The sequence below is a fragment of the Maricaulis sp. genome (assembly GCF_048270095.1).
GTDB lineage: Bacteria > Pseudomonadota > Alphaproteobacteria > Caulobacterales > Maricaulaceae > Maricaulis.
This window is the reverse complement of sequence record NZ_JBLWTL010000016.1, coordinates 29,085-46,116: the sequence shown is the minus strand read 5'-3', so window position 1 is coordinate 46,116 and position 17,032 is coordinate 29,085. Positions and strand designations below refer to the sequence as shown.

Here is a 17,032-nt window from a genome sequence, read left to right as displayed (position 1 = left end):
TCTCCACATCGAGCACTCAGAAGCGGAAAACATCATGCGTATCGGGGTCCCCACAGAAATCAAAGTTCGCGAATACCGCGTCGGCCTGACACCGGCCAGCGTCGGTGAACTCGTGCTCGCCGGCCATGAAGTCGTCATCGAAAGCGGCGCCGGCGAAGGCATTGGCTGCAGCGATGAAGATTACGTCTCGGCCGGTGCCGGCATCGTGCAAACGGCGCAGGATGTGTTCGATTTTGCCGAGATGATCGTCAAGGTGAAGGAACCCCAGCCGTCCGAAACGGCGATGCTGAAACCGCATCACACGCTCTTCACCTATCTCCACCTGGCTCCCGATCCGGTCCAGGCCGAGGGGCTGCGCCAGTCCGGCTGTATCGCCATCGCCTATGAGACCGTCACCGACAATGAGGGCCGCCTGCCGCTGCTGACCCCGATGAGCCAGGTCGCCGGCCGGATGTCGGTCTCGGTCGCCGCCCACTGCCTGCAGAAATCCCAGGGCGGACGCGGCCTGATGCTCGGCGGTGTGCCGGGCGTGCTGCCCGCCAAGGTCGTCATCATCGGCGGCGGTGTCGCCGGGAGCCATGCCGCTGAAATGGCGATCGGCGCCCGCGCCGACGTGACCGTCTTTGACCGCTCGGCCAAACGCCTGTCCGAACTCGACGCGCAATTCGCCGGCGCTGTGAAGACCGCCTATTCCACCCAGGTCGCGCTCGACCAGGCGGTATTGCAGGCCGATGTCGTGATCGGTGCCGTTCTGATCCCCGGTGCCGCGGCGCCCAAGCTGGTCACGCGCGAGATGCTGAAAGAGATGAAGGACGGCGCCGTGCTCGTCGACATCGCCATCGACCAGGGCGGTTGTTTCGAGACCTCCAAGGCCACGACCCACAATGACCCGACCTATATCATTGACGGCGTGGTGCATTATTGCGTCGCCAATATGCCGGGCGCCTATTCGCGCACCTCGGCCTTCGCGCTCAACAATGCCACCCTGCCCTTCGCCCTGGCAATCGCCAACAAGGGCACGCGCGCCGCGCTCAATGCCGACCCGCATCTGGCCCGCGGCCTCAATGTCGCCGATGGACAGATTTGTTGCGAGCCGGTCGCCCGCGATCTCGGCATGCACTACATCAAGCCGGACTGGCTGACATCCATTTAAGGGTGCAAGCGCCAGAAGAATCTGCAAGCCTGAAGGGGTCAGCGCCAGCTGGCCCCTTTTTGCTGCCCGCCGGAGTTTCGATTTGACCTTGCGTTACGACCTTGTGGTCTTCGATTTCGACGGCACGCTGGCCGACAGCCTGACCTGGTTCCGCACCGCCTTGTCCGACGTCGTCGAAAAGCATGGCCTCAACCCGATCTGCGAGGACCGCGCCGAAACGCTGCGCGGCATGACGCCCAAGGCCATCATGGACGAGCTGGCAATTCCGGCCTGGAAACTGCCCTTCATCGCCGCCGATGTCCGCGCGCGCGCCGCCGACAATATCGACCAGATTACCCTGTTCGAGGGGATTGCCGAGCTGCTGCAGCAATTGCACGCGGCCGGGATCACAATTGCCGTGGTCAGCTCGAACGGCGAGGACGCAATCCGGCAGGTGATGGGCTCCGACCTCGTCGCCCTGGTCAGCCATTTCGCCTGTGGCGCGGCGCTGTTTGGCAAGGCCGCCGTGTTCCGCAAAGTCATCCGCAAGGCCGGCAGCACACCGTCCCGCACCCTGTGCATCGGCGATGAAGTGCGCGATATCGACGCCGCCCGCGAAGCCGGTTGCGGCTGCGGCGCGGTCATCTGGGGCTTCGCGACGCCCGAAATCCTCGCGGCCAGCGGGCCGGACCATCTCTATGAAACGCCGGGCGAAATTGCGCGCTGCATTGCCCCGGCAGAGCCGGCAACACAGCGCGCCTGATCGCCCTAGCCGCAGACTTTCGCCTTCGCCGCGGCATATTCCGCCACCAGCTGGTCGATATAATCGCCGGCTGATTGCACGGACTTGATCGAACCAATCCCCTGGCCCGAGCCCCAGATATCCTTCCAGGCCTTGGCATCGGATCCACCACCGGATCCGAAATTCATCGCTGACGGGTCGCTTTCGGGCAGATTGTCCGGATCGAGCCCGGCGGCAGCGATCGAAGCCTTGAGATAATTGCCGTGCACGCCGGTGAAGAGGTTGGTGTAGACGATATCCTCGGCACTGCCTTCGACAATGCCCTGTTTGTAGGCCTGCTCGCAGCGCGCCTCCGCGGTCGCGATGAAGGCCGAGCCGATATAGGCATAATCGGCACCCATGGCCTGGGCGGCGAGGACGCCGCCGCCGGTCGAGATGGCGCCGGAACACAGGATCGGTCCGTCAAACCAGGCGCGGGTTTCCGCCACGAAGGCGAAGGGCGACAGCGCGCCGGCATGACCGCCAGCCCCGGCTGAAACGCAGATCAGGCCGGTTGCGCCCTTTTCGATCGCCTTGTGGGCAAAGCGCTGATTGATCACATCATGCAGGGTGATACCGCCCCAGGACTGCACGGCCTGGTTCAGCTCGGCCTGGGCGCCCAGCGAGGTGATGACGATCGGCGCCTTGTATTTCTCGCACAGGGCGAGATCTTCCTGCAGGCGTCCATTGGAGCGATGGACGATCTGATTGACCGCAAATGGCGCCGCCGGCTTGTCCGGATTGGCGCGATTATAGCTGTCCAGCTCGGACGTGATCTGGTCGAGCCATTCGTCGAGCTGACTGATGGGCCGCGCATTGAGCGAGGGAAAGGAACCGACGATCCCGGCCTTGCACTGGGCAATCACGAGGTCGGGATTGGAGATGATGAAAAGCGGTGCGCCAATCACTGGCAGCCGCAGTCTGCCCTTCAGGATGTCTGGTTCAGCCATGATATCGTCCCTTGTCTATCGACATTTATCGACCGGTTCCGCCCGGCTCGTTGGATTTGGCCGCAGGCGTGAACACTGTTCAGGTCGAGATTAGGGGCGGGCACGGGACGTGTCGAGTGAGGTTTGTAGCTGGCTCATTCGCCCTGTTTGGCCACCGCAAACTTCCCCCGCGCAGCCATCCGCCCATGCAGGATCCGAACGACTTCGATGCCATCTTTCATGGTCCGGTAGAAGGCGCAACGCGCTTCAATCGGCAGGACACGATAGCCCTGTCGAATTTCGTCCACCGCATGACCGGCGCCAGGGAAGTCGGGGAGCCTTGCCAGGGCGGCATGGATTCGGCGGAGATAGGTATCGGCCTGGCTGATCCCTCATTGCTGCGACGTATAATCCCAGATGAGGTCGAGATCGCGCTCGGCGGCGCGGCTCAGAAAATAGCCGGGTTCACGATCGCTCGGCATGTTTTCTGGCCAGGAACCGGTCAATGTCAAAGGGAACGGCCCTGCCACTCGCTTCACCTTCAGCCAACGCTTGGCGCAGGGCCTGAAGTTGGTTTTCCTCACTCTCCAGCAATCGCAAACCGGCGCGCACCACTTCGCTGGCGGATCCGAAGCGGCCGTGCTCGACTTGCTGGTGGATGAAGTCGGCGAAATGTTCGCCAACCGAAAAACTGGTATTCTTGCCCATCGGAGCCTCCTGTGATGGCCACAATACCAAATTTTGGTACAGCCGCCAATCGCCACCCTACCCCACAGCTTGCCCGTCCGGCGGCGCGTCGGCATGGGCCCACATATAGAGCGCCAGCCAGGACCGGTAGGGCTTGAAACGTTGCGCGCTTCGCACCGTCTTGCGGCGTTTCGAGGTCAGGCGTTCCAGTGTCTTGCGGGCGGCGACATCGCCATCGGGCCAGATATCGGGTTCGCCGAAATAGAACATATTCATCATGTCGGCGGTCCATTGCCCCACGCCCCAGATCGCGGTCAGCCGGGCGGTGCGTTCCGCAATGCTCAAGGCCCGCAATTCATCGGTATCGAGCCCGACATTCCTGTGGGTATCAGCGATCGTGATAATGGTTCTCGTCTTGGCACCCGACAGGCCGCAGGCTCGCAAGACATCGGTATTTTCCGGTACGAAATGATCGAGCAGCGGCGCGTCGCCAGCGCTGTCCTCGACCCGTGCCCAAATGCTCTGCGCCGCCTTGACCGAGATCTGCTGGCCGGAGATGGCGCGGCACAGATAGTGCGGGAAGGGCTGGCTGTCGCGGCGTGGAAATTCCAGCGGGCCGAGCCGGATCAGCGCCGCCTCAAGCGCGGGCGAAAGATCGCCGGCGGCAGCGACAAGGTGATGGTGTATGGCGTGATGTGTCATGGCAGTCACGCTAGCGCGCCCGCGACAGGCGTGGAAGCCCGGTGACGCCTTTGTCGCATGGCAGCAGGCCAGCGGTCATGTTACCGCCGCGCCTATGCTGACGATGCTGCGCCAGGGCCGGACATTGTGGGCGCAAGGGATATTGGTCCTTGCGCTGCTGGCGGCTGGCATCCAGGCCAGCCTGCCCCAGGGCTTTATGCTCGATCGCGACAGCGCATCGGGCACGATTTCGGTCGTCTTCTGTACCGGCCATGGCGCCGAACAACGCTGGATCGACCTGGCAACCGGGGAAACCCGGACCGGCAGTAATCTGCCCTCAAATGATGCCGGCTCGAGCCAGCCCTGCGCCTTTGCCAGCGCCAGCGCAGCCATCGCCGCCCTGCCGCAAACGCCGTCCACCCTGGTCCATGTCCTGCCCCTCACACGGGGGGCTCTGCCAGCCGACACGATTGCCCCGGCGCCCCTCCGCCGTCCTGGCCCGCCTGTCCGGGCCCCACCTGCACGTCTCTGAGTTTTCAAACCCTTCAGATTGACCGTCAGAGGGCGGCCCGAGCGGGTCGCCGCGGAGCTATTCATGTCACGTATTATCCTGAATTCGGCGAGCGTGCTCGCCCTGTCCTGCCTGGCCGCCATGCCGGCGCTCGCCCAGGACGCCTCTCCCCTCACCGATATCATCAGTGTTTCGGGCCATCAGCTCGACACCGGCCAGATCGACCGGCTCGACCCGGCGACCCTGCCGCCCTCCGGCCCGGATGCCGCAGCCCTGATCGCCCGCCTGCCCGGCGCCGCAGCCGTCGGCAATGGCGTGTTGTCCAGCCAGGTCCAGTATCGCGGCCTGTCCGGCGGGCGGATCAATCTGCGCATTGATGGCCAGAATTTTGAATCCGGCGGCCCCAACCTGATGGATCCGCCACTGCATTATGCGCCGATCGCCCTGATCGAACGGATCGAGGTCGACCGCAGTGTCAGCCCGGTGCGCAGCGGCCCTGGCCTCGCTGGCGGCGTCAATACGGTCTTCAAACAGGTCGGGTTTGGCGAGACCGGGCAATGGCAGACCCGTTATGACCTGACCGTGGCCGGCCGGACCGCCGACGACAGCCGCTCGATCGGCGGCGTGGTCGGGATCGCCAATGACCAGTTCCGTGTCCAGCTGCTCGGCTCGAGCGAATCCGGCGATGATGTCAGCTGGCCCGGTGGCATGATTGGCGACTCGGCCCATGAACGGCTCGTCTACGGTGCAGGGCTCGGCTACCGCACCGGCGTGCATGAATTCAGTCTCGACCTGCGGCGCCAGGAAACCAATGCGACGGGCAATCCGCCCTTCGCCATGGATATCCGCTATTTCGACACCGATTTCGCCCGTATCGGCTATCGCGGTGACTGGGATGGTGTGAATGTGAGTGCGCATCTCGCCATCGCCGATATCGCGCATGCGATGAATAATTACGACCTCCGCCCCGCACCGGCCATGGCCGCAATGTATCGCGAATCCCTGGCAACAGCGCGCACCCTGTCCGGCGGCGGCGATGCCGCATTTGCGGCGCTGGGCGGCTCACTGCGCCTCGGCGTCGACGGCGAACAGGCTGAACACGACCTCGTCATCACCAACCCGAACAATGCCAATTTCGTACTCAATTCCCTGTCCGGTATCACCATGGAACGCACCGGCGCCTTTGCCGAATGGACCGGCGAGGTCGGCGGATGGCAGACCGAGCTGGGTCTGCGCGCCGACCGGCACAGGGCCGAAGCCGGCCCGGCCTCGGTCGGCACCGCCGCCCCGGCCATGCCGGGCATGCTGGCGATGGCCTTCAATGCGACGGACCGGCGCCTGGACGACACCACGCTCGACGCCGTCGCGCGCCTGTGGCACCCGGTCAGCGAAACCACCACGCTACGCCTGACCCTGGCCCGCAAGACCCGGGCACCCGGTTATGTCGAACGCTTTGCCTGGCTGCCGACCGAAGCCTCGGGAGGGCTGGCCGACGGCAATACCTATGTCGGCAACCCGGACCTGACACCGGAAACCGCGTGGATCGCCGAGGCGGGTCTGGACTGGGCCTCGGGCGCTGCCTATGCCCGGCCGACCGTGTTTTACCGCTCGGTCGATGATTTCATCCAGGGCGTGCCCTATGACACCACGCCGGGCGTGATCGATACGCCCGTCGAGATGGTCTCGGCCATGAATGGTGATCCGACACCGCTGCGCTTTGCCAATACCGATGCCCGGCTTTACGGGCTCGATCTGGATTTTGGCTATCGCTTCAATACGGACTGGCATCTCGACGGCACCGCCTCCTGGGTGCGCGGCGAGCGACGCGATATCGACGATAATCTCTACCGTATCGCCCCTCCCAGCCTGCGGCTTGGCCTGAGCCGCGATGCCGCCCATTGGTCGGCGACCCTGGAGACCGTCGCCGTGGCGCGGCAGAGCGAGGTTTCAACCTCCAATTCGGAAGTTGAGACGCCGGGCTTCGTGCTGGTCAATCTCTATGGCAGCTGGACGCCTCGCGAAGGCGTCAGCCTGTCGGCGGGGGTCGAGAACCTGTTCGACCAGACCTATCGCCAGCATCTGGGCGGCTATAACCGCAATGCCGGATCGGATGTCGGCCTCGGTGAGCGTCTGCCGGGCAGTGGCCGGTCACTCGGTTTGCGGCTCAGCCTGCAAGGCTGATCCGCCCGGGCCTTGAGCCAGACCGCCTGCACCCCGGTGCGGGCGGTCTGGCGCGCCGCTCAATGGACCCCGAACCCCAGGCCGAAACCGGGTCGATGGCGCGCATAAACCAGGCCAACCGCAAGCGCCCCAAAGAGTCTAACACAACCACAGGGTTATGCGGAGCGGTCGACCACACGCCACGCGAGAGCGATGGCATTAACACATGTTACGGGTGTTTTTCCTCACAATTATAAAGCCTTACGAAAAGACCATCGTCCGGGACGTAGCGTTCCGTTAACCTTGCTTGATGCATTTTCCCCGCCTGCCTGCCCGTTTTGGGGGCGGCATTCGGGGGAGCCAGTCATGAAATCCGTATTCAATCCCGGCGGCGGCACTGCCAGTGCCACGCTTGAAGCCCTGGGCCGATCCCAGGCCATTATCGAGTTCAAGCCGGACGGGACCATTCTCACCGCGAATGCCAATTTTCTCGACGCCATGGGGTATAGCCTCGCGGAAATCAGCGGCCAGCATCACAGCCTGTTTGTCGACCCGGCCGAGCGGGCGTCCCCGGCCTACCGCCAATTCTGGGCGAATCTGGCAAAGGGCGAGTTCAACGCTGCCGAATTCAGGCGTATCGCCAAGGGCGGCAAGGAAATCTGGATCCAGGCCAGCTATAATCCCGTTCTCGACCGCGCAGGAAAGGTCTGCAAAGTCGTCAAATTCGCGACCGATATAACCCAGCAAAAACTCGACGCGGCGCATGCCCAGGGACAGATCGACGCGATCCATAATTCGCAAGCCGTGATCGAGTTCGAACTCGATGGCACTATTCTGACCGCCAATGAGAATTTTCTCGGCGCCATGGGCTATCCGCTCAATGAGATCGCCGGCAAGCATCACTCAATTTTTGTCCCGGTTGATGAGCGTGACACCGATGCCTACCGGAAGTTCTGGGACGAGCTGCGGGCCGGTCAATTTCAATCCGCTGAATTCCTGCGCATCGGCAAGGGCGGACGGGAGGTCTGGATCCAGGCCACCTATAATCCGATCCGCGACATGAATGGTGCTGTCTATCGTGTGATCAAATTCGCGACCGACATCACGGCCCAGGTCGAGCTGCGCCACCAGCGTGCGGCCGCGCAGAAGAGCATTGATTCCGACCTCGACGGGATTGCCGCCAGCGTCACCCAGGCCGCTGGCCAGGCGACGACGGTCTCATCCACCTCGGAACAGACCTCCGCCTCAGTCCAGTCTATCGCTGCGGGCATTGAGGAAATGGCCGCGTCGGCCAATGAGATCGGCAGCCAGCTCGTGCGTGCCACCGAGATCACCCGCAATGCGGTCAACATGGCCACGCAAACCAGCGGCGTCATGGGCGGGCTGGCGGAATCTGCCGCGCGGATCAATGAAGTCATCTCGCTGATCAATGATATTTCCGAACAGACCAATCTGCTCGCCCTCAACGCCACGATCGAAGCCGCCCGTGCGGGTGAAGCGGGCAAGGGGTTTGCGGTGGTCGCTTCGGAGGTGAAAGGCCTGGCCAATCAGACGGCCAAGGCGACCGACGGGATTGCCAGCCAGATCGCTCACGTCCAGAAGGCGACCCAGGACGCGGTCGACGCGATCGCCTCGATCAGCAAGACGATTTCGGAAATCGATGAAGTGGCCTCCTCGGTCGCCAGCGCCGTCGAGGAACAATCCTGCGTCACCCGGGAAATCTCCGGCAATATGCAGGAGGTCGCGGTCGGCGTGGATCAGATAACCTCGGGCATTCGCGAAATCGCCAATGCCAGCCGCAGCATCGACGCAGCGACCCGCAATGTGCGCCAGGCCTCGCAAGCGATGGGCTAGGGCCTGGCCCGGCGCTGAGACAATCAGCGCCGGGCATCAGCCCAGTTTCGCATCGGCGAACAAATTGCGCAGGCGCGCATATTCCAGCAGATCCGCCATCGACAGCGTGCCGGCAAAACGCTCGCCGTCGACCAGATAGACGCGCAGCAAATGATGCTTCTGCATCTGGGCAAAGGCGCGGTCGGCGCCCGCGTGAGCCGGCAGGAGCTCATTCGCACCCGGCTTGACCGCGATGGCCGACAATCGGGTGCTGGCGCGCGCGTCAACCGGCACGGCCCGGGCTTCCGCCAGTCCGGCCCGGCCCACCAGCCGCTCGCCATCGGTGACGGCAAACCAGTCACGGTGATGGCGCACCAGCTTGCCGGCGATGAAATCGGCCACCGTCATCCCGGCATCAGCAGTCTCGATACCCGGCGCCACCAGATCAATCACCCTGATATCGCCCAGCGCGAGCCGCGTCTCCAGCTCGACCCGTGAGGATTTCGCCGCGCTGCGCAGGAAGAAGCCGATCACGATCCACCACAGCCCGGCCAGCGAGCCGGTGGCGATCAACAGATAGATGCCTGAGATAATGAAGAAGACCGCAAACCCCTCCCCGGCCAGACTGGCCCAGCGCGTCGCCTTGCGCCGGTCACCGCCCAGCAGCCATAGAATGGCCCGCAGGACACGGCCGCCATCGAGCGGAAAGGCCGGCAACATGTTGAACAGGCCGAGCAAGAGATTGATCAATCCCAGATAGGCCAGCACCATGGCGAGCGGCGCCTGTGGTCCGCCGGTAGCATCGAGCATGGCCAGCTGGCTGAAGACGAGGGCGAGAAACAGGCTCATCAAGGGCCCGGCCAGCGCCATCACCAGCTCGATCATCGGCGATTTTGGCTCCTCCTCAAGCTCGGCTGCCCCGCCGAAGATGAACAGGGTGACGCGATTGATCGGCATGCCGAGCGCACGGCCGACAAACGTGTGGGAGAGTTCATGCGCGATGATCGAGAAGGTCAGGCCAAACACACCCAAAATGGCCATAAAGACATAGGTCGATGTCCCCAGCGCCGCGTTCTGATCAGGAAAAAAGCCAACGGCCAGCGACCACCCGACCAGAAGCGCCAGAAACAGCCAGGACGGCTCGGCGCGAACAACCACACCGCCGATTTTGAACGAGAAGAGATAGGGGCGCATGGCTGGGGGACCTTTGAGTGAAGGGGCACACTGCACCAGTGCGCGGCGGGCCTCAAGGGTGGTGGCGCGGAGCGCAGGGTGCCGGGCGTCGGGCGGGATCGCCACTCCGCGAGCAGACCGGATGTTGAGGCTTGCCCAGCCGTAGCTGCGAGATGGCGAGCGGTCCGCCTTCGCCCTTTGGGCTATGGCGTGACAGCCTTCGCTACTTCGCAGCGAAGGCTGGTGCGGGCGGCCGGACTCGAACCGGCACGATCTTTCAATCGACAGATTTTAAGTCAATCCCACATTGATTTCATATTTGAAATTAATCTGCAGCAAGCTATTGAATATAAAAATTATTTGGCACTAACAAATTGACGTCTCATGAATTTTTGGGTCACGGACAGTGACCTAGACAGCGCCATGAGGTCACCGTTCGGGCGTGCCGGTGACCCGACGGCAGTCAGTCCGAAACAACCAAGGCGGTGGTCCGCGTATCAAAAGGAAAATCGCAGCTTGAAGCGGGTCAATCTCGGCATAAGACACGAAGAGGCCGATGTTCGATCTCATCTTGTCATGCACGATTATTTTGTGTGGTGCGGACGGAGGGACTTGAACCCTCAATCCCTTACGGGCGACAGATTTTCTTACCAACTACGGCTTTCGCCGCCACCGGAAACCCGGCTTTGTGGTCTGGACCTTCCCTTCATCATGCCGGCTGCCCGGTTTAGATGCTGACCATCAGGCCTCTACACCTTCAACTTTCTTTCGAAAGAAGCTTGGCTCGGGATTGCCATCTTACAGGTTTCCCCGACTTTGATCAGTTCTACTCTGACGGTTTCCCATCAGGCACTCAAGTTTCGCCTAAGTCTGTTGCGTATACCAATTCCGCCACGTCCGCACATATGCGATGGCTATATCATGCCGACGATCATAGCAAAAAGAAGCTTCACTAAGCCGCTTGCGCTTGCATAAGATCGCACGCCTTTTCCAAATCGTCGGGCTGCAACTGGGCATAACGAAGGGTAATCTGGATCGTCTTGTGACCAAGCCATTCTTTCGTCAGCAATAGGTCTCTCGTTTTGTCATACAACCGAGTGGCACAGGTATGGCGCAGACAGTACGGCACGAAGTCCTTGTCGCCGGCGAGGCCCATTTGATCGCGAGCGAAATTCCACCCTCGCGTGATCCTCGAAGCCGTGGCCCAAGCCAATGGTTCATCACCGAAATGTTCGGCGAGACGCTTCAACGCCGCCAAGGCCCGGACTGTCAACGGAATTGTGCGCCGAACAGTATTCTTGGTGTGGATCAAAGTCAGCAAACGGCCGTTCAGATTCTTCATCTTCACGTCACGCGCTTCACTTGGGCGAACACCGGTGTCGAGGAGGAATTCAAAAAGACTGACATAGATCGAACCTTCAATCCGATCTGACCGCTTGGTCTTGAACCCACAATCCCAATCCACACGCAAGATGGTCAACAATTCTTCCTCTTCTTCGAGAGACAGAAAGCGATGACGCGAATTATCACCAACGGGTGGCGTATCGAAAAATGGCATATCCTTAAGCAGCCCGCGATTCACGCAATGCCGAAACATCTTGGATAAGGCTGCACACCGTCCGCGAATGGTTGAAGGGGCGAGGCCACGGTCCTTCATGGCATCAATATATTCGTCGGCCTCAACAGTCTTGATCGTGCGGATGCACGTATCTGGTCCAAAGAATTCGACGGCCTGCCGCATATGCGATCTGACAGCCACTTCCTGCCCGTTCCCCTTCCAGTATCTGCCCCACACGGCCTCCAAGGTGGCTTCCAACGGCAGCTCTGTGCGGGCATCCTCCTTGGACTTCTTCTTGCTCTTCTTTAATTTCTTTCGGCAGGCCTTCGAATTGTCGTTTTGCGCCGAAGGGTCTTTGCCCTCCATTAGGGCTGCCTTGATGACAGCTTCACGGATCGTGGCCGCCGGCATCGTGCCGTGAAAGGTTTCTCTATAGCGAACTTTCTGCCCATTCGTGGTCAGTGAGACGTCAATCTGCAATCCGTTATTTCGCATTCTAATAGACATAATGTTGGTCCGGCTGGTCGTGATTTCTAGTCGTTTTGCAGATCGTCTTTCAGGGAAATCATCTCGGCTTCCAATCTTTCAAGCCTCTGCAATTGGCCCTCACGATCCTGACTAATTTTGATGATAAAGCCTTTGGCGGGCAGCGGAACGGTTCTTGGCGACCAGTCACTAACGTTTGCTTCTGGCGTTGCGTGACCGAGCATCCGTTCGATCAGTTCGAGTCCACGGTTGGTAATTAAAATTCGCGTTGTCCGGGCATCAGCACGGTCCTTCTTACGACTGATCAGCTTCCGGCGTTCGAGGCTCGTCAACATACGGGTCACGGACGATGGCATCATGCCGAGGCCGGTTGTGATGTCGGACACGCGTGGGCTCTTATTCTTCTTCTGGTGTGCAGCTATGAACACCAATGCGGCGGGATGACTGACTGGGAGATCAGCATCCACCCCTCTGATTTCATTAAAAATCAGATGCAAACTGGCCAACTCATCCATCGTTGCCATTCGCTCTTCGCCTTCTTCCGCCAATAATTCAGTTCAACAAGTTCAACCGCGACCTAAGCAGCGATGCTGAATGCCACCGCCACAACGCAGCCGCCAACCCGGCCCCCCTCCCAATGAAGAGGACGCGTAAACATTACTTTCATATTAGGTATTATTTGGCAAGCAATTAATTTACAATTCGGGTGTATAATTCTTTAATTCATTGATTTTGAATGATATTTTCGCACAATAAAATTCAGTAGGCCGAATTGGTGAAAGATGTTTGATCTGTTTTATTTTGATGTTTATCAGTGACTTAGTAAGCCGGCCGTTGAAATTGTGCCCCCGACCGTGACCCGACACGCAAACCAAGCGGCGATATCGGCTTTGGATTCCGACACTCTAGGATCGGCGCCCACCCCATTCCTTCATCGAAGGTCTGGATCAGGTCACGCAACCAGTCGATAACCCATTCCACGACCGTCTTGCGTTCCAATATCTTCGGCTTCTCATTCAGCGCGTCGATCACGGCATCACTAGGCGGCGCCCTGCCGGTGAAGTGATACTCGCTGAGCATCCGCTTGAAGTCATCGGCACTACCATCATGGTCACCCGCGACATCACGTAGTGCCGTTGTACAGCGGCATAGTTCAGGCCCGAACTAGAGCTGCGCCCTATTGAGGTGACTGACGGTGATAGATCATCTAGCGTGGCGCCATGACAGTTGATCCAAAAATTCTTAAACTATGCGAGAATGTTACGGCGAAACGTGCGCGGACAGTGATCGACCATATCTTGCAACACGGCTCCGTTAACAACGAGGAACTGCAGGACCTATACGGCTATACCCACGGGCCTCGTGCAGCTCGTGACGTACGGGAACAAGGAATTCCGCTCGATACGATCAAAGTCGTCAGCGAGACGTCTGGCCGAAAGATCGGCGCATATATCTTCGGTGATCCCACCAAGATTAAGAAGGGTCGAATCGGTGGACGTAAAGCGTTTTCGAAATCGTTCAAGGACACGTTGCTCGCCCACTACGGGTCTCGTGAGGCATTCACCAATGAGGTGATCGAAGGACGATATCTGCAAATTGACCACCGCATCCCATACGAGGTTGCAGGTGACGAGGTGCACGATGAAGGTGACCCAGCAGCCTACATGCTGCTCGACGCTTCCAGCCAGCGTGCGAAGTCGTGGTCGTGTGAAGCCTGCAAGAATTGGCAAACAGTTCAAGATCAATCGATCTGCAAGACCTGCATGTGGGCATTTCCTGAGGCCTATGACCACATCGCCATGCAACAGGTTCGGCGCGTAGACCTTCAATGGCAAGGCGACGAGGTCGCGATACATGACACGCTGAAGACACGCGCCGTTGCGGCAGGCAAAGGCCTGAGCGCCTACATCAAAGAGTTAGTGAAAGCTGCGCTGGCGCGCGGATAACACCGTCCACGGGTTCAGCCAAATCAGCGGACAGGTAAAGACTCTCAACTGTTTCTTCTTTGCGTCCGGATAGCGTTGCCTGTGATGACATTCCTGCATGGAGCAATAATCGCGTCATGCCCAAGTGATCAGGTAGCGGCGGCCCATATTCCTTGTCGCCGGTCATGCCATCGTAGGACAATACGAATGGGACCGAACGTGCGTTGAGTTTGGCAAGTCCTGCAATCAACGGCTCTTGGGTCATTTGCTGATGATAACGCTTATCAGGCCCAACTGACGTGCCGAGGTACGGCGGGTCCATGTATACAAAGTCGTCGGGGTCTGCGTCGAACGTAGTCTCGAGCCAATCGCCCACACGATATTCGACTTTGCCTTTTAGGATTTGTGAAACCCCATGGATCGCTGCCCGCATCTTTTCCGGATGAGTTCCAAGGCGACGCTTATCGTGCGATTGTGTGAAGTTGCCGGCCTTGTTGAACCTGATAGCATTCTTGACGCATCGACATATTAGATAGAGCAGATCAACGGCATCGCGGTCGGCATTATATCGGGCACGCACGTCATTGAAGTAGCCGAAATTGTCCGATGTCTGCCCCTCCCAAACTGTTTGATACCGGTCAGCAGTTTTCGCGGGCATTTCTACTATGGCCTGTTGCAGGCGCACAATCGGCTCGAGACTGTCACCCAAGACAAAACGGTTCGCCAACCCCTTGTGCGCCGCATAAATTGTCATCGCCCCTGATCCACAGAACGGCTCGTAGAACGTGGCCGATTTGGGAACATAGCGGCCGATCAAATGCGCGAGTTTTCTCTTACTTCCTTGATAAGGAATCGGATGGGGTAGACGCATATTGGAAATCCTCTCCTTCCTTTGTAGCGTGCGCCGTCGAGCAACGTAAAGCTCGCCCTCAATTCTGTTTACAGCTGGAGCTTAGCGCACGGTCCGCCGACAGAAAGTCAACGAGTGAGCGCGCCAGACGACGGTCACACATTACATAAACGTCAAAACGGGATTGGCCGCGAGACGCCCAAGATCGCCTTATTCTGCCTTATTCCTTTCTGAAACCCGCCTGAAATCCGCCCGAAATACCGGCTATTAGACGGTGCCGGTCAATTTGCCGGCTTCAGACACATTGGAGACCAAGCATGAGATGACCCACCACTGAAGGATCGTCACATGCTTCATGTTTCCCAAGCCGGTTTCGACTACGAGCCGGTGTGTTTCTATCCCGAAATCACGGATTCGTTGCGGATTGTCGCGGGCGAAAACGCACTCGAACTCGCTTGCCTTTTTCCGTCGCCCAGCAGCGTTTTTTTGAACCAGCCGCGGCAGGTTATGCACCTCACTGGCCTTGCTCTGGCGGTCGGTGACACGCAGATCGACAACCATTTTCTGAATCAAAAATGGTCGGTGCAGCTCAAAGAAACGTTGCCAAACCAGTGGCATGGATGCCGGAAGATTTTCAGCAAGATTCCACTGCCGATGCTCACGGTCGATCAGTATAAAAAGCTGTTCGATTTGTTGAATTGCCCGGCAGCGAAGAAGTTCCTGCAGCACGACAATAATATCACCGGCAACACCATCGAAATCCTGCATGAATTGCCGGTTGAACTGCGTGTTCCGGGTGTCGTGAAGTTTATCGATCACACGAAGGAAGCCCGAATCATAGCTATGCTGTGTGCGGATTCGGAAGCGGCATCGTGTTTTCTGGACAAGGTTCGCGATATTCCTTCACGGGGAGAGTTCTGGACTGATGCAACAACATACCTGATTGCACGCGCGTTCGAATTCCCAATCGGACCAAAAATTGATCACCCATCTATTCACCAGATCGTAAAACCGACCGATCTGGTTAGCTTCGCACGTAAGTTTCGGAACTGCTTGAAGGGTTGCGTCGGGGACGGCATTACCGGGTCTACCGCCTACTACCATTACGCCCATCCGACCGAACCCGCCGTTATCGCACTGAAGAGCCGTTTTGGTGGCAATTCGGCCGCCATTGAAGAAATGAAAGGGGTTGGGAACGCTCGACTTTCAGATGAAACACGCCGGATCATTGCAACCGCTTTTGCGCAACACGGTATTATCGACGCGTCGGACAACATGTTCGGTGGCTGCTACGACGGCCTTTATCACGCCTTCTTCTCTATTGGTCGTAGCCAACTCGACGCAGACGCAATCGACGGTGAGGCCGATACCGCGATCAACCTGATTCAGACGATGTTCCAACCGTCTGCCGGCGAAGGGGCATAATCATGATCCATTATGCCATTGGCGATTTACATGGCTGCCTCGATGAATTGAAAACCCTGCTGGGCCTTATCTTACAAGATCACGAGAATTGGCCCGGTGCCTGTCAGATTGTTCTGTTGGGTGATTATGTTGATCGCGGCCCGGATTCAAAAGGCGTGCTCGATCTGATTTGCAAGATGAAACGCCAACAGCTGTCTGGCTATGGATGGGGTCCGGTTACATCGGCAAATCCGCAATCGATCATCGCCCTGCCCGGTAATCATGAAGAGCTTTTTCTCGATCTGATTCAGCTTTTTGACGAAAAAGCGAATAGGGCAACTATTGAGCGACAGGGTCTGTGGTGGCTTGAAAACGGCGGCCTTCAAACTCTGCAATCATATGTGGCCAACGAGCAGAACCACCCGATTTTCGATCCGGTTGAACAGATGAAGCAGTCCGTATGGCGTGACGTGATTGATCGCATTCCCGTTGCCCATATCCGCGCTCTTGAAGATATGCTGCAGGGTGATGAGCCGTATTATATTGATGAAAAGCATAAGTTGATCTTTGTTCATGCCGGTATAATCATGAAGAAGCCGCTCGAAGAACACGACACGCCGGACTTTCTATGGTCACGCGATACGTCGTTTCTTCTGGATACTGATGCTGACTGGGTTGAGCCATATACTGTCGTGCACGGTCACACACCGGCCGATGAGCCGAGAATCCGCAATCGTCGTATCGGTGTTGATACCGGCTGTTTTGAAACCGGTGTTCTTACTGCAGCCCGTTTTGTATGCGGTGAACTGAACGGGTTTCTGTCTACCTGATGGATTGTTGTTGCTGATCCGGCTTGATCCCCGCTCCAACGGCAGACCATAGTGAAAACGACCCCAAACACGAAAAAGAGGACGGTATCAGC

Annotated in this window: 16 protein-coding genes; 8 read left to right on the top strand and 8 right to left on the bottom strand. The window is 58.9% G+C overall.

Annotation, left to right across the window (positions count from 1 at the left end; translation table 11 throughout):
- Positions 1-34: 34 nt before the first annotated feature.
- Complete coding sequence (gene ald, locus ACN0YJ_RS10105) at positions 35-1,153, top strand: alanine dehydrogenase (RefSeq protein WP_417478233.1); 1,119 nt, start codon at positions 35-37, stop codon at positions 1,151-1,153.
- Positions 1,154-1,235: 82 nt separating this feature from the next.
- Positions 1,236-1,895, top strand: a complete 660-nt coding sequence (locus ACN0YJ_RS10100) for an HAD hydrolase-like protein (RefSeq protein WP_417496118.1) — start codon at positions 1,236-1,238, stop codon at positions 1,893-1,895.
- A gap of 5 nt (positions 1,896-1,900) precedes the next feature.
- On the opposite strand, the gene ACN0YJ_RS10095 is transcribed toward ACN0YJ_RS10100, so the two are convergent.
- From ACN0YJ_RS10095 to ACN0YJ_RS10080, 4 genes are all read right to left on the bottom strand, one after another.
- Positions 1,901-2,863, bottom strand: coding sequence for an NAD(P)H-dependent flavin oxidoreductase (locus ACN0YJ_RS10095; RefSeq protein WP_417478235.1), 963 nt, complete (start codon positions 2,861-2,863; stop codon positions 1,901-1,903).
- 134 nt (positions 2,864-2,997) lie between these two features.
- A complete protein-coding gene (locus ACN0YJ_RS10090; RefSeq protein WP_417496129.1) occupies positions 2,998-3,231 on the bottom strand; it encodes a type II toxin-antitoxin system RelE/ParE family toxin in 234 nt (77 codons plus the stop codon).
- A gap of 76 nt (positions 3,232-3,307) precedes the next feature.
- On the bottom strand, positions 3,308-3,550 hold the full coding sequence (locus ACN0YJ_RS10085) for a type II toxin-antitoxin system ParD family antitoxin (protein WP_417478237.1): 243 nt from the start codon (positions 3,548-3,550) through the stop codon (positions 3,308-3,310).
- A gap of 57 nt (positions 3,551-3,607) precedes the next feature.
- Entirely contained in the window at positions 3,608-4,231 is a 624-nt protein-coding gene (locus ACN0YJ_RS10080; protein ID WP_417496128.1) for a DNA-3-methyladenine glycosylase family protein, read from the bottom strand.
- Here ACN0YJ_RS10080 and ACN0YJ_RS10075 point away from each other — a divergent pair.
- From ACN0YJ_RS10075 to ACN0YJ_RS10065, 3 genes are all read left to right on the top strand, one after another.
- Entirely contained in the window at positions 4,230-4,742 is a 513-nt protein-coding gene (locus tag ACN0YJ_RS10075; RefSeq protein ID WP_417496117.1) for a DUF2946 family protein, read from the top strand. The genes ACN0YJ_RS10080 and ACN0YJ_RS10075 overlap by 2 nt on opposite strands.
- Before the next feature lie 63 nt (positions 4,743-4,805).
- Positions 4,806-6,902: a TonB-dependent receptor gene (locus ACN0YJ_RS10070; protein WP_417496116.1), complete on the top strand. Its 2,097-nt coding sequence runs from the start codon at positions 4,806-4,808 to the stop codon at positions 6,900-6,902.
- Between the two features lie 345 nt (positions 6,903-7,247).
- The gene (locus ACN0YJ_RS10065) at positions 7,248-8,735 is read left to right on the top strand and encodes a methyl-accepting chemotaxis protein (RefSeq protein WP_417496115.1); all 1,488 of its coding nucleotides are present in this window, start codon (positions 7,248-7,250) and stop codon (positions 8,733-8,735) included.
- Between the two features lie 36 nt (positions 8,736-8,771).
- On the opposite strand, the gene ACN0YJ_RS10060 is transcribed toward ACN0YJ_RS10065, so the two are convergent.
- The 3 genes from ACN0YJ_RS10060 to ACN0YJ_RS10050 all read right to left on the bottom strand — a co-directional run bounded on the left by ACN0YJ_RS10060 (position 8,772) and on the right by ACN0YJ_RS10050 (position 12,455).
- Complete coding sequence (locus tag ACN0YJ_RS10060) at positions 8,772-9,908, bottom strand: site-2 protease family protein (RefSeq protein WP_417496114.1); 1,137 nt, start codon at positions 9,906-9,908, stop codon at positions 8,772-8,774.
- Between the two features lie 931 nt (positions 9,909-10,839).
- Positions 10,840-11,925 (bottom strand): tyrosine-type recombinase/integrase, encoded by a 1,086-nt coding sequence (locus tag ACN0YJ_RS10055; RefSeq protein ID WP_417496113.1) that lies wholly within the window; start codon positions 11,923-11,925, stop codon positions 10,840-10,842.
- 53 nt (positions 11,926-11,978) lie between these two features.
- A complete protein-coding gene (locus ACN0YJ_RS10050) occupies positions 11,979-12,455 on the bottom strand; it encodes a MarR family winged helix-turn-helix transcriptional regulator (RefSeq protein WP_417496112.1) in 477 nt (158 codons plus the stop codon).
- Positions 12,456-13,151: 696 nt separating this feature from the next.
- On the opposite strand from ACN0YJ_RS10050, the gene ACN0YJ_RS10045 reads away from it, so the two are divergent.
- Complete coding sequence (locus ACN0YJ_RS10045; protein WP_417496111.1) at positions 13,152-13,877, top strand: HNH endonuclease; 726 nt, start codon at positions 13,152-13,154, stop codon at positions 13,875-13,877.
- Here the strand turns inward: ACN0YJ_RS10045 and ACN0YJ_RS10040 are convergent.
- The gene (locus tag ACN0YJ_RS10040; protein WP_417496110.1) at positions 13,840-14,727 is read right to left on the bottom strand and encodes a DNA adenine methylase; all 888 of its coding nucleotides are present in this window, start codon (positions 14,725-14,727) and stop codon (positions 13,840-13,842) included. The genes ACN0YJ_RS10045 and ACN0YJ_RS10040 overlap by 38 nt on opposite strands.
- Before the next feature lie 327 nt (positions 14,728-15,054).
- Between ACN0YJ_RS10040 and ACN0YJ_RS10035 the strand changes: the two genes are divergently transcribed.
- Positions 15,055-16,131, top strand: a complete 1,077-nt coding sequence (locus ACN0YJ_RS10035; RefSeq protein ID WP_417496109.1) for a hypothetical protein — start codon at positions 15,055-15,057, stop codon at positions 16,129-16,131.
- Positions 16,132-16,133: 2 nt separating this feature from the next.
- Positions 16,134-16,940, top strand: coding sequence for a metallophosphoesterase (locus ACN0YJ_RS10030; protein ID WP_417496108.1), 807 nt, complete (start codon positions 16,134-16,136; stop codon positions 16,938-16,940).
- Positions 16,941-17,032 lie beyond the last annotated feature (92 nt).

What these genes read in the sequence shown, in the direction of transcription:
- ald (WP_417478233.1), top strand. Translation starts at nt 35, where the DNA reads ATGCGTATCGGGGTCCCCACAGAAATCAAAGTTCGCGAATACCGCGTC.
- ACN0YJ_RS10095 (WP_417478235.1), bottom strand. Translation starts at nt 2,863, where the DNA reads ATGGCTGAACCAGACATCCTGAAGGGCAGACTGCGGCTGCCAGTGATT.
- ACN0YJ_RS10085 (WP_417478237.1), bottom strand. Translation starts at nt 3,550, where the DNA reads ATGGGCAAGAATACCAGTTTTTCGGTTGGCGAACATTTCGCCGACTTC.
- ACN0YJ_RS10075 (WP_417496117.1), top strand. Translation starts at nt 4,230, where the DNA reads ATGGCAGTCACGCTAGCGCGCCCGCGACAGGCGTGGAAGCCCGGTGAC.
- ACN0YJ_RS10080 (WP_417496128.1), bottom strand. Translation starts at nt 4,231, where the DNA reads ATGACACATCACGCCATACACCATCACCTTGTCGCTGCCGCCGGCGAT.
- ACN0YJ_RS10070 (WP_417496116.1), top strand. Translation starts at nt 4,806, where the DNA reads ATGTCACGTATTATCCTGAATTCGGCGAGCGTGCTCGCCCTGTCCTGC.
- ACN0YJ_RS10065 (WP_417496115.1), top strand. Translation starts at nt 7,248, where the DNA reads ATGAAATCCGTATTCAATCCCGGCGGCGGCACTGCCAGTGCCACGCTT.
- ACN0YJ_RS10060 (WP_417496114.1), bottom strand. Translation starts at nt 9,908, where the DNA reads ATGCGCCCCTATCTCTTCTCGTTCAAAATCGGCGGTGTGGTTGTTCGC.
- ACN0YJ_RS10050 (WP_417496112.1), bottom strand. Translation starts at nt 12,455, where the DNA reads ATGGCAACGATGGATGAGTTGGCCAGTTTGCATCTGATTTTTAATGAA.
- ACN0YJ_RS10045 (WP_417496111.1), top strand. Translation starts at nt 13,152, where the DNA reads ATGACAGTTGATCCAAAAATTCTTAAACTATGCGAGAATGTTACGGCG.
- ACN0YJ_RS10040 (WP_417496110.1), bottom strand. Translation starts at nt 14,727, where the DNA reads ATGCGTCTACCCCATCCGATTCCTTATCAAGGAAGTAAGAGAAAACTC.
- ACN0YJ_RS10035 (WP_417496109.1), top strand. Translation starts at nt 15,055, where the DNA reads ATGCTTCATGTTTCCCAAGCCGGTTTCGACTACGAGCCGGTGTGTTTC.
- ACN0YJ_RS10030 (WP_417496108.1), top strand. Translation starts at nt 16,134, where the DNA reads ATGATCCATTATGCCATTGGCGATTTACATGGCTGCCTCGATGAATTG.